Annotated in this window: 10 protein-coding genes and 2 tRNA genes; 5 read left to right on the top strand and 7 right to left on the bottom strand. The window is 61.0% G+C overall.

The window, feature by feature from the left end; translation table 11 throughout:
* Window positions 1-12 precede the first annotated feature (12 nt).
* The gene (gene mutY, locus DBR12_RS15960; RefSeq protein ID WP_108618157.1) at window positions 13-1,086 is read left to right on the top strand and encodes an A/G-specific adenine glycosylase; all 1,074 of its coding nucleotides are present in this window, start codon (window positions 13-15) and stop codon (window positions 1,084-1,086) included.
* Between the two features lie 47 nt (window positions 1,087-1,133).
* On the opposite strand, the gene rapZ is transcribed toward mutY, so the two are convergent.
* From rapZ to DBR12_RS15945, 3 genes are read right to left on the bottom strand one after another with little or no spacing between them, the layout of a single operon-like run.
* Window positions 1,134-1,997: an RNase adapter RapZ gene (rapZ, locus tag DBR12_RS15955; RefSeq protein ID WP_108618156.1), complete on the bottom strand. Its 864-nt coding sequence runs from the start codon at window positions 1,995-1,997 to the stop codon at window positions 1,134-1,136.
* Window positions 1,997-3,667, bottom strand: a complete 1,671-nt coding sequence (gene recN, locus DBR12_RS15950) for a DNA repair protein RecN (RefSeq protein WP_108618155.1) — start codon at window positions 3,665-3,667, stop codon at window positions 1,997-1,999. Before recN ends, rapZ begins: the two co-directional genes overlap by 1 nt.
* Window positions 3,668-3,669: 2 nt before the next feature.
* On the bottom strand, window positions 3,670-4,569 hold the full coding sequence (locus DBR12_RS15945) for an NAD kinase (protein ID WP_108618154.1): 900 nt from the start codon (window positions 4,567-4,569) through the stop codon (window positions 3,670-3,672).
* 28 nt (window positions 4,570-4,597) lie between these two features.
* Here DBR12_RS15945 and hrcA point away from each other — a divergent pair, with 28 nt between their 5' ends.
* From hrcA to greB, 4 genes are all read left to right on the top strand, one after another.
* Window positions 4,598-5,602, top strand: coding sequence for a heat-inducible transcriptional repressor HrcA (gene hrcA / locus DBR12_RS15940; RefSeq protein ID WP_108618153.1), 1,005 nt, complete (start codon window positions 4,598-4,600; stop codon window positions 5,600-5,602).
* Between the two features lie 50 nt (window positions 5,603-5,652).
* A tRNA-Ile gene (locus tag DBR12_RS15935) sits at window positions 5,653-5,729 on the top strand.
* A 206-nt stretch (window positions 5,730-5,935) separates the two neighbouring features.
* Window positions 5,936-6,012, top strand: a tRNA-Arg gene (locus DBR12_RS15930).
* Window positions 6,013-6,091: 79 nt separating this feature from the next.
* Window positions 6,092-6,649, top strand: coding sequence for a transcription elongation factor GreB (greB, locus tag DBR12_RS15925; protein WP_108618152.1), 558 nt, complete (start codon window positions 6,092-6,094; stop codon window positions 6,647-6,649).
* A gap of 73 nt (window positions 6,650-6,722) precedes the next feature.
* Here the strand turns inward: greB and DBR12_RS15920 are convergent, their stop codons facing one another.
* The 4 genes from DBR12_RS15920 to DBR12_RS15905 form a co-directional block, all read right to left on the bottom strand.
* Window positions 6,723-9,002: a bifunctional (p)ppGpp synthetase/guanosine-3',5'-bis(diphosphate) 3'-pyrophosphohydrolase gene (locus tag DBR12_RS15920; protein ID WP_108618151.1), complete on the bottom strand. Its 2,280-nt coding sequence runs from the start codon at window positions 9,000-9,002 to the stop codon at window positions 6,723-6,725.
* Between the two features lie 97 nt (window positions 9,003-9,099).
* On the bottom strand, window positions 9,100-9,303 hold the full coding sequence (gene rpoZ, locus DBR12_RS15915; RefSeq protein WP_005794722.1) for a DNA-directed RNA polymerase subunit omega: 204 nt from the start codon (window positions 9,301-9,303) through the stop codon (window positions 9,100-9,102).
* A gap of 16 nt (window positions 9,304-9,319) precedes the next feature.
* Window positions 9,320-9,940: a guanylate kinase gene (gene gmk / locus DBR12_RS15910; RefSeq protein ID WP_108618150.1), complete on the bottom strand. Its 621-nt coding sequence runs from the start codon at window positions 9,938-9,940 to the stop codon at window positions 9,320-9,322.
* Between the two features lie 36 nt (window positions 9,941-9,976).
* Window positions 9,977-10,894, bottom strand: coding sequence for a YicC/YloC family endoribonuclease (locus tag DBR12_RS15905; protein WP_108618149.1), 918 nt, complete (start codon window positions 10,892-10,894; stop codon window positions 9,977-9,979).
* Window positions 10,895-10,997 lie beyond the last annotated feature (103 nt).

The raw sequence follows: 10,997 nt of genomic DNA, 5'->3' as shown, positions 1-10,997 counted from the left end.
TCTTGTGTCGGCATGAGTGCGCCTGCAGAGGGCGCGCGCGTCGCCGAACGCGTGGTGGCATGGCAGGTTTCCCATGGTCGCAACCACCTGCCCTGGCAGCAGACCCGAGACCCCTATCGCGTATGGCTGTCAGAGATCATGCTGCAGCAAACCCAGGTCAGCACTGTGCTGGACTATTACGCACGGTTCCTGGCGCGATTTCCCGATGTCCGCGCCTTGGCGAACGCGCCCCAGGACGAAGTGATGGGGCTTTGGAGTGGGTTGGGCTACTACAGCCGGGCACGCAATCTGCACCGTTGTGCGCAGCAGGTCGTGGCTGACCACGGAGGGATGTTTCCTCGCACAGCAGAGGTTCTGGCGACCCTGCCAGGCATTGGCCGATCAACGGCGGGAGCCATCGCTGCATTCTGTTTCTCGGAGCGGGTGCCGATACTGGACGCCAACGTACGGCGGGTGCTGACGCGCTTGCTAGGGTTTGACAAGGACATGGCGTCTGCCGCCAACGAACGCCTGCTGTGGGGCATGGCGGAGTCGCTGCTACCCACCAAAGACCTTGTTCAAGCAATGCCCCGATACACTCAGGGGCTCATGGACCTGGGGGCCTCGCTTTGTACTCCACGCGCTCCCCGCTGTTCCGACTGCCCCTTGATGGAGTCCTGCAAGGCGTTGGCGAATGGCGACCCCGAGCGCTATCCCGTCAGGACGCGCAAGCTGGTTCGCAGATCCGAGTCATGGCAGTTGGTGATCCTTCGTGATGGCCTCGATCGCGTCTGGTTGCAGCGGCGCCCGCCAACGGGCATTTGGGCAGGCATGCATTGTGTGCCTGTCTTTCCCGGCGAGGCTGAGGGTGCTGCTTTTGTGGAGAGCCTTGGCGACCCGTCACGGTACCTGCAGGAAGAGCTGCCTCCCTTTTTGCATGTGCTCACACACAGGGACTTGCATCTTCATCCAATACTGATCAGTGGGGATTTTGCGGGAGATGCCCTTCGAGAAGGCGAGTGGCTCGGGCCGGACCAATGGCCGTCTGTGGGTTTGCCTGCCCCAATCCGCAAACTGCTGGACGCGACCCAAGCCCGGTTGTGGTGAGGCGGTGAGGACGGAGGCTGATCCGCAACCCGATCTCAGCTCGATAGTCAGCGGCCGTCGAGTTCCCGGTGGCGCTTCAGCGCCGTCCAGCGGTCGCTGAAGGCCTCGGCGAGCCGTTCCACCAGATAGACTGAGCGGTGTTGCCCGCCCGTGCAGCCAACGGCGACCGTCACATAGCTGCGGTGGTTCCTGTCGAGCATGTCCAGCCAATACGCCAAGAATTGCTCTATGTGGGCACGCATGAGGCTGACGTCGGGCTGGTGGCGTAGGAAGTCCGCCACCGGTTGGTCCAGTCCCGTCAGATCGCGCAGCGTCGGCTCGTAGTGGGGGTTGGGCAGCATCCGCACGTCAAAGACATAGTCCGCGTCCATGGGGATGCCGCGTTTGAAGGCGAAGGACTGAAATACCAGGGTCAACTGCCCTTGCGCCGTGGACATCAAGCCCTTGACATAACTTTGGAGCTGCGACGCTCGTATCGTACTGGTGTCGATGACATGTGACTGCTCGCGCAAGTCCGCCAGCAGTTCGCGCTCCAGTTCGATGATCTGCACCAGGGCCCGTCGCCCCTGCTGAAGGTCGTCATGAGAGAGCGGGTGACGGCGGCGTGTTTCGGAGAACCTCCGCACCAGGGTGTCGATGGTTGCATCCAGAAAAACTGATTGCACGGCCACGCCCTGGCTGCGCAGGCGATTCAGCTCCTGAGGGACTTGGTGCAGCGAGGTCGCGCTGCGCACATCCATGGCGATGGCTACGCGGTTCCCGTGGTGGCGATGCTCCAGCGCAACGAAGGCGGGCAGCAGCTCGGGTGGAAGGTTATCTACGCAGTAGTACCCGGCGTCTTCCAGGGCGTGCAGGGCTACGGACTTCCCCGAGCCGGACATCCCTGTGATCAGGACAATTTCAAGTGCCATCAGTTTTTCACTGCCAGGGTTGTTGCCACATGATTCAGCATCTCTCGGGCGTGGGCCAAGGTGGTGTCCGTTGAACGCTCGCCGCCCAGCATGCGCGCAATCTCGGTAACACGTTGTTCTTCCTGAATGGCCAGCACCGTGCTGGTGGTGCCTGCTGGACTCTTGCGTTTGGCCACCTTCAGATGGTGGTGCGCGCAAGCCGCGACCTGGGGGAGATGGGTCACAGCGAGTACCTGGCGGTCTCTACCCAGTTGCTGCATCAACCTGCCCACCGTTTCCGCGACGGCGCCGCCCACGCCAGAATCCACTTCGTCAAAGATGAGTGTGGGCGCCATACCCAATTCACTGGTGGTCACCGAGATGGCAAGGGAGATGCGTGAAAGCTCGCCGCCAGAGGCAACCTTGCCAATCGGCTTGGGGCCCATGCCTGGATGGCCAGCGACCAGAAAGACAACATCATCCATCCCGTGGGCTGCGGGTTCCTTGGCGCGGGTCAGGGACACTTCAAACTTTCCGCCCTCCATGCCCAGTCCTTGCATGGCCTGGGTAATGGCCGCCGATAGCTTGGGTGCCGCCTTGGCGCGCGCCTGCGATAGCGTCCGAGCTGCCGCCTGGTAAGCCTTGGCACTGGCCGCCTCGACGGCTTGCAGCTGGTCCAAATCGGTGGCTGCGTCGAGTTGGTGCAGCTCGGCCTTCCAGTCCTGCAGTAGCGCTGGCAAATCTCCTGGGGGCCGCTTGTATCTGCGGGCGAGAGTCATCCATTGCGACATGCGTGCATCCAGTTCGGCCAGGCGTTGTGGATCAATGTCGGCACGCCGCAGGTACGAATGCAGTGAATGGACTACGTCGTTGGCTTGTGCAAGGCTGGATGCCAAGATATCGGCCAAACTGGCAAATTCGGGTTCGATGTGCTCCTGGATTTGTAGAAGTAAGTGGGCCTTCGTCAGGGCGCTGAGTACGCCGGCCTCATCAGCTTGCAGGGTTTGGATCGCCCCATCAGCCGCGTCCAGAAGCGCTTGCGCGTGCGACAGCCTTTTGTGTTGCGCATCCAGCTCATCCCATTCATCGATTGCTGGGGCCAGCTTTTCCACTTCACTGATTTGCCATTGCAGACGTTCGCGCTCCTGCTGTAAGGTGGCTTGGGCTTGGCACGCCTGCTGCAGTGCTTTCTGGTCCGCGCGCCACTGCGACCAACGGAGTTGGGTGTCGGCCGTGCTGGTGCCCGCGAACGCATCCAGCAACCCGCGCACTGATTCGGGCCGCGTGAGGCTTTGCCAGGCGTGTTGTCCATGGATGTCGAGCAGCATGTCCCCTAGTGCGCGCAACTGCGCTGCCGTGGCGGGCGTTCCATTGATCCAGGCGCGGCTTTTTCCCTGGGCATCCACTGTGCGCCGCAGCAAAAGCATGTCGTCTGAATCAAACCCTGCTTCTTCCAGCCAAGGCCGGACATGCTTAGGGCAATCGAATTCTGCACAGATGTCTGTCCGGGGGCTTCCCTCGCGCACAACCCCTGCATCCGAGCGCGCACCCAGGGCCAGTTGCAAAGCATCGATCAGAATGGATTTGCCCGCCCCGGTTTCGCCGGTCAGCACAGTGAAGCCGGGCTGGAGTTCAAGTTCCAGCGTCTGGACAATCACAAAATCACGCAGCGTTATCCGCCTGAGTGCCATGGTCAGGAGCCTCCCTCGTTCCAGCGCAGCTTTTTTCGCAGCGTTGCAAAGTAGTTCCATCCCTGGGGGTGCAGGAACCGTACGCAGTGCTCTGATCTTTTGACCAGGATGCGGTCACCGTGAAGCAGGGATGCCAATGACTGCATGTCAAAGTTGGCACTGACGTCGCGCCCGCTCACCACCTCCACGGCCACCTCCGTGGCGTCGGACAAAACGATGGGGCGGTTAGACAAGGTGTGCGGTGCAATGGGCACCAGCACCCAACCCGGGATGGATGGGTGCAGCATCGGCCCGCCTGCTGACAGCGAGTAGGCCGTCGAGCCTGTGGGCGAGGCGATGATGAGTCCGTCGGCGCGCTGGTTAGCCACCAGCCGACCTCCCACCTCTACCCGCAACTCCACCATGCCTGAGGTGGCGCCGCGGTTCACGACTACATCATTCATGGCGAGTGCTTCAAACACTATCCGCTCATCACGCACCACGGTGGCGTGCATCAGGGGACGGAGATCCTCTTCGTATTCGCCCTTCAACATGGGCGAGAGGGTGGTTTGGTAGGTGTCAAATGGGATGTCGGTGATAAAACCCAGCCGCCCCTGGTTGATCCCAATCAGCGGTGTTCCAAACCGCGCGAGCCTGCGGCCAATGCCCAGCATCGTGCCGTCCCCACCCACTACCAAGCCCAAGTCGCACCGGGCCCCGATCTCGTCTACATTCAGCGAGGGGTAGTCATGTGTCAGCCCCGCGTTGCTGGCGGTCTCCGCTTCCAGCGCCACCTCGCAGCCTTGGCGTTCGAGAAAGTGGGCGATGTCTTCCAAGGCCTGGCGAGAGCTGTCGCCCGTAGAGCCCGCAGATGAAGCTTGGTACTTACCTATGAGTGCGACATGGCGGAAATTGGACGTCATCGCGAAATTACATCATTAAAATCATTCCATGCTCGATGACCGCGCCAAGTTGTTGCTCAAAGCCCTGGTCGAGCGCTATATCGCCGACGGACAGCCGGTGGGGTCCCGCACCCTGTCCAGAGCGTCCGGCCTAGATTTGTCGCCTGCCACGATCCGCAATGTCATGGCCGATCTGGAGGAGCTGGGGCTGATCGCAAGCCCTCACACTTCGGCGGGTCGAATCCCCACCGCGCGGGGCTACAGGTTGTTTGTGGACACCATGCTGACAGTACAGCGAGACCCGCTGATGCCCCCTCAGCTTGCTCCTGAGCAGCCGCAAAAGGTGATCGCCAATGCTGCGCAGTTGCTTTCCAACCTGTCGCAGTTTGTGGGCGTGGTGATGGCACCTAGGCGTACCTCCGTGTTTCGCCATATTGAATTCCTGAGGCTCTCTGAGCGGCGTTTTCTTGTCATCATCGTCTCGCCCGAGGGGGATGTGCAAAACCGGGTGATCTTTACCGAGGTGGACTACTCCCAGTCTCAGCTTGTTGAAGCCTCCAACTTCCTGAATGCGCACTACGCGGGGCTTGCGATGGAGCAGGTGCGTGAGCGTCTAAAGTCCGAGGTAGATGTGCTACGTGGCGAGATTGCGTCGCTCATGCAGGCAGCAGTGAATATTGGGTCAGAGGTATTGTCGGAGGCGCAGGATGCGGTCGTCATCTCTGGCGAACGCAACCTGCTGGCAGTCAGTGACTTTTCCAGTGACATGGGCAATCTGCGGCGAGCCTTTGACCTCTTCGAGCAAAAGACGCAGATCTTGCGCCTGCTCGATATCTCCAGCCAGGCCGAAGGTGTGCGCATCTACATCGGGGGGGAGAGCCAGGTTGTGCCTTTTGAAGAGTTATCCATCGTCAGTGCCCCATACGAGGTGGATGGGACGGTGGTGGGTACGTTGGGGGTGATCGGCCCCACACGCATGCCATATGACAGGATGATTCAGATTGTGGACATCACATCCAAGCTAGTCTCCAACGCGCTCAGCCATCGCAAGTAAGCCCCTACAATAGTGCGCTTGCCCCGTCGTATAGCGCTGGAGCATGGCTTGGGGCGTTAGCTCAGTTGGTTAGAGCAGAGGACTCATAATCCTTTGGTCGTTGGTTCAAGTCCAACACGCCCTACCACCCATCGCTCGCATGGGTGATCATCGCGATCAAGCCATTTTTTCGGCGGCAATGTGCCCTGTTTCTCTTTGAGACGCCTTGGAGTGCATTACAATCGTGGCTTGCGCTGAATTAGTTTTTTTGCAGTGTGCCACCACCAAGTGGATGCAAATAAAAGAAGAAGGTTTCAAGGGTCGCCAAGAAATCATGCTATAATTCAAAGCTTAGCGGCTGTAGCTCAGCTGGATAGAGTACTTGGCTACGAACCAAGGGGTCGTGGGTTCGATTCCTGCCAGCCGCACCAATGTTTAAAGCCTGCAATCGAAAGATTGCAGGCTTTTTCATTTGTCCGCGCGCTTTGCGCTGATCGGGAGTGTCTGGCGATGAGCAAGGCTTTTACCAAAGAGGCCGATGGGGCTGAAGACGATGTGTTGGCATTGCCGCCGTTGCCTGGTGGGGGCAAGAACTACATCACGCCAGAGGGTTATGCGCGCTTACGTGATGAACTGCTCGACCTGATTGACAACGAGCGCCCCAAGGTCGTGGATGTTGTGCACTGGGCAGCGAGCAATGGTGACCGTTCCGAGAACGGCGACTATTTGTACGGCAAGAAGCGCCTGCGCGAAATCGATCGGCGCATCCGGTTCCTAACCAAACGACTGGAGATCGCCGAGGTAGTTGATCCTAGCAAACATGCAGGAACCGACCAGGTCTTCTTTGGTGCAGCGGTGACCTACCTGGACGACGAGGGCGTAGAGCGCACCATCACCATCATGGGCATCGACGAAGCCGATAGCCGCGAATCGCAGGTCAGCTGGATTTCCCCTGTGGCGCGCGCGTTGCTCAAGGCCCGTGTGGGGGATGAGGTCCAGTTGCCGACCCCAGGGGGGGTGCGACATCTGGAAGTGATCGAGGTCTGCTACCCTCCACCTTCAAGTTGAGGGTGTTTGGGGTGTTGCAGAGTGGAGGTTTCTGCTGCCTTGCTCTCTACTGAGTCACATGTCTGAAAGGCTCTCAGGCGCGGGGTGTTATGCGGGCGGCGCGAATGACCGCCTGGGTGCGGCGCAGGTTGCGCAGCGCTGATTCCAGATGTGTCTGATCGCGCACGGCAACGATGAAGCGTAGATCGGTGGTGTCTAGCGCTGCCTCGTCGTCCATATCTACATGGGTGATGTCCGCTTCGGAGCTCGCCAGTTCCGCTGCAACGCGTGCCAGCACGCCCTTGCCGTTGGTGACTGTGACCACCACGCCGGTTTCAAACATGCGTGTGGGCTCGTCCGACCAGTCCACTGCAATGAAGCGCTCGCTATCCTTGTGTTGCAAGCGCTTGGCAACGCTGCAATGTACGTTGTGCACGACCAGTCCCTCGCCGCGCCCAAGGTAGCCTACGATGCTGTCGCCGGGTACTGGTCGGCAACAGGACGCGTACTGCACTGATGCGTTTTCGCTGCCATCAAGCGTGACGGCACCTTGCGATAGGGTCTCGTGCGATGTATAGCGCTCGCGGGTCATCAGCAAGGCATCGGGGCGATGGCCGTGCTCAGCCATCAGCACCATCAGCCGCTTGGCCACGATGCTGGCGATGCGCTTGCCCAGGCCCAGATCGGTCATGAGTTCGCTTCGGCTGCGGTTTCCTGTAAAGCGCAGCAGCTTGTCCCACAGGGGCTGGGTTTCCGCGTTCAGCGGTGGGAGTTGCTCCAGGCCCTCGGCACGAATGGCTTGCGTCAGCAGCTTTTCGCCCAGGCCCTCTGACTCCGTCTGCGCCAGGGTCTTGAGGTAGTGTCGAATCTTAGAGCGGGCGCGCCCGGTGCGTACGAACCCCAGCCACGCTGGGTTGGGAGTGGAGACGGGCGCGGTGATGATCTCGACCACGTCGCCGTTCTTGAGTTCGGTGCGCAGCGGCACCTGCTCGTTGTTGATCTTGGCAGCGGTGGTGCGGTCGCCCACATTGCTGTGGATGGCGTAGGCAAAGTCCACCACGGTCGCGCCCCGGGGCAGGGCCATGATCTGGCTCTTGGGGGTAAACACATAGACCGCATCGGGGAACAGGTCCACCTTCACGTGGTCCCAGAACTCGGCGGCGTCACGGGTCTCGTTCTGGATATCGAGCAGCGACTGCAGCCACTTGGTGCCCAGGCGCTCGGCCGAGGTGCCGTCACCGTCCTGCGCCTTGTACAGCCAGTGCGCGGCCACGCCAGCTTCGGCAATGACGTGCATTTCGTCGGTGCGCATCTGGAACTCGATGTTCACGCCCGAAGGCCCCACAAGGGTGGTGTGCAGCGACTGGTAGCCGTTGAGCTTGGCAATGGCGATGTGGTCCTTGAACTTGCCGGGCACTGGCTTGTACATCTGGTGCAGCACCCCGAGCGCCGTGTAGCAGTCCGTCACGGTGGGCACAATCACCCGAAAGCCGTAGATGTCCGTCACTTGTGCAAAGCTCAGGTGCTTGAGGTCCATCTTCTGGTAGATGGCGTACAAGGTTTTTTCGCGACCTGCCAGGCGCACCTTCATGCCGATCTTGGAGAAGGCCGCGTCCACTTCGGTCTGCACCTTCTGCACCAGGTCTCGGCGGCGGTTGCGCGACTTGTTGACGGCCTTTGACAGCGTGGCATAGCGCCAGGGGTGCAGGTGCCTGAACGCCAAGTCCTGCAGTTCGCGGTAGGTCTGGTTCAGCCCCAGGCGGTGCGCGATGGGGGCGTAGATCTCTAGTGTCTCCGACGAGATGCGGCCCCACTTGCTGCGCGGCATGTCCGACAGCGTGCGCATGTTGTGCGTGCGGTCGGCCAGCTTGATAAGGATGACACGCACGTCGCGCGCCATGGCCAGCAGCATCTTGCGGAACGACTCGGCCTGATTCTCTTCGCGGGTGTTGAACTGAAGCTTGTCCAGCTTGGTAAGGCCGTCCACCAGTTCGGCCACGGGTGCGCCAAAGCGGTCAATCAGGTCAGCCTTGGTGACGCCGCAGTCTTCCATGGCGTCGTGCAGCAGGGCGGCCATCAGGGCCTGGGCGTCGAGTTTCCAGGTGGCGCATTGGGCCGCGACGGCAATCGGATGGGTGATGTAGGGCTCGCCACTGTTGCGCAGCTGGCCCAGGTGGGCCTCGTCGGCAAACCGGTACGCCTGGCGCACTTGCTCAATGCTCGATGCATCCAGATAGTCGAGGCTGTCTGTCAGCGCGGCGAAGCTGGCCGCAGCTGCGTTGGCTGCGGCGGCCGCAGCCGAGAGATTGCCTGCAGTCGGCAGATCGCCAGTCCGGGGCTGCGTTGCAGAAGGTGAGTTGAGCACCGCGTTCATGCCTTAAATGTAGCGCGGGAGCGCATCAGACGAATTCCGGGAAAAAAAAAGCACCGCCGTCGCGGTGCTCTTTCAGGGGCTGCGCCCGCTAACTCGTTCAACCAGGAACCTTCTTGAGCATTTCCAGGCCGACCTTGCCCTCGGCAATTTCGCGCAGGGCGGTTACGGCAGGCTTGTTGCGGCTTTCGATGCGAGGGGCATGTCCCTGGCTCAGCATGCGGGCACGGTACGTGGCGGCCAACACGAGCTGGAAGCGGTTGGGGATCTTTTCCAGACAGTCTTCTACAGTGATGCGTGCCATCGTTTTACTCCGGGATTCAGGTGATATTGAGCGACTGGAAAGTGTCAGCACGTGCGCGGCGCTGGGCGACGTACTTGAGTCGCTGGGCGTGAACGACGGCCTTCAAATCGAACAGCGCGCGCTCAAACAGTTCGTTAATTATAACGAAGTCGAATTTGCCGACCTGGGCCATCTCTTCGGCTGCATTCTTGAGGCGGACTTCGATTACCTCTGGCGTGTCTTCCCCGCGCCGCTCCAGGCGAGAGCGCAACTCTTCCCAGCTGGGTGGCAGGATGAAGACCAATACGGCGTTGGCGAAGGCCTCCTTGATCTGTAGGGCGCCCTGGAAGTCGATTTCCAAGATCACATCCGATCCTTGAGTGATGCGCTCTTCGATGGCTTTCTTGGAGGTGCCGTAGCGGTTGCCGTGCACATGTGCCCACTCCACGAAGGCGTTGCTTTGCACCATGGCGTCGAACTCGGACTGCGACGCAAAATAGTAGTCGCGGCCGTGTTTTTCCTGGCCGCGCGGGGCGCGGGTGGTGTGGGAGACGGATAGGTGAACATGCGAGTCCAGCTCCAGCAGCGCCTTGACCAGACTGGATTTGCCAGCGCCGCTCGGCGCCGCCACTACGATGAGATTTCCTGGATAGTCCATAGTTGATGTGCGCTATGCGCTATCAAAAAATGAGTTTTATTCGATATTTTGCACTTGCTCGCGCATTTGCTCGATCAGCACCTTCATGTCCACGCTGATGCGCGTGAGATCGAGCGCAGCCGATTTGGAGCCCAGCGTGTTGGCTTCGCGGTGCAGCTCCTGGATGAGGAAATCCAGGCGCTTGCCCACTTCGCCACCCTTTTTGAGCAGGCGCTCGATCTCGTCCAGGTGCGAGTCGAGCCGGGTGATTTCCTCGGCCACGTCGATGCGGATGGCGAAGGCGGTGGCCTCGGTCAGGGCGCGGTCGCGGGCGGCCTCGGGCAGGGTGGCACCGTCGGTCAGGGCCATGGCTTCCTTCCAACGCTCCATGAAGCGCTGGCGCTGCTGCTCAACGAGCAAGGGCACCATGGGCACGGCCTGCTGGGCGAGCGTGCGTAGCTGCTTGACGCGGTCCAGCAGCATGGCCGCCAGGCGTTTGCCCTCGCGCTCCCGGGCCGCCAGCAGGGCGGTGAGCGCTTCTTCGGCCAACGCGGGGACGGCTTCGCTCCAGTCTTCCGTGCCGGAATGGGCGTTGGCGCAAAGGCGCAGTGCGTCCGCCACCGTGAGAGGGGCGGCGGAGGGCAGCCACGCCCGTACGGAGTCCTGCAGGGAGTTGAGCCGCTGCAGGAGCCGCGCGGGCGGGTCCTGCAGTGTGTTGCTGTCGTCTGTGTCCAGGGCGGCGCGCACCTCGACCTTGCCGCGTTTGAGACGCGCCGTGAGCAGGCTGCGCAGAGCGGGCTCCATTGCGCGCAGTTCGTCGGGCAAGCGGAACGAGAGGTCCAGGAAGCGGCTGTTGACCGAGCGGATTTCCAGGCCTAGCCGGCGCGATTGGGGCGCGCGGGCCTCGGTTTCAGCGCCGGCGGCAGATGCGCCATGCTGTGCGCTGGCGTATCCGGTCATGCTGTAAACTGGCATTGGACTTTTTGATGGTTGCTTGCGATCCGGCGATTATCCGGGTTCCGCTCTACCCCCGAGTCATCTTCGCAAAATATGTCAAAAATCAAGCCGGCACCCTTGC

This window comes from Acidovorax sp. HMWF029, assembly GCF_003060895.1.
GTDB lineage: Bacteria > Pseudomonadota > Gammaproteobacteria > Burkholderiales > Burkholderiaceae_C > Acidovorax.
Note: the sequence above shows the minus strand (reverse complement) of the source record. Positions and strands in the feature narration are given on the sequence as shown.

Excerpts from the sequence above, each read along its gene's own strand:
- DBR12_RS15920 (WP_108618151.1), bottom strand. The coding sequence starts at position 9,002 with ATGAACGCGGTGCTCAACTCACCTTCTGCAACGCAGCCCCGGACTGGC.
- greB (WP_108618152.1), top strand. The coding sequence starts at position 6,092 with ATGAGCAAGGCTTTTACCAAAGAGGCCGATGGGGCTGAAGACGATGTG.
- DBR12_RS15945 (WP_108618154.1), bottom strand. The coding sequence starts at position 4,569 with ATGACGTCCAATTTCCGCCATGTCGCACTCATAGGTAAGTACCAAGCT.
- hrcA (WP_108618153.1), top strand. The coding sequence starts at position 4,598 with ATGCTCGATGACCGCGCCAAGTTGTTGCTCAAAGCCCTGGTCGAGCGC.
- rpoZ (WP_005794722.1), bottom strand. The coding sequence starts at position 9,303 with ATGGCACGCATCACTGTAGAAGACTGTCTGGAAAAGATCCCCAACCGC.
- recN (WP_108618155.1), bottom strand. The coding sequence starts at position 3,667 with ATGGCACTCAGGCGGATAACGCTGCGTGATTTTGTGATTGTCCAGACG.
- mutY (WP_108618157.1), top strand. The coding sequence starts at position 13 with ATGAGTGCGCCTGCAGAGGGCGCGCGCGTCGCCGAACGCGTGGTGGCA.
- rapZ (WP_108618156.1), bottom strand. The coding sequence starts at position 1,997 with ATGGCACTTGAAATTGTCCTGATCACAGGGATGTCCGGCTCGGGGAAG.
- DBR12_RS15905 (WP_108618149.1), bottom strand. The coding sequence starts at position 10,894 with ATGCCAGTTTACAGCATGACCGGATACGCCAGCGCACAGCATGGCGCA.
- gmk (WP_108618150.1), bottom strand. The coding sequence starts at position 9,940 with ATGGACTATCCAGGAAATCTCATCGTAGTGGCGGCGCCGAGCGGCGCT.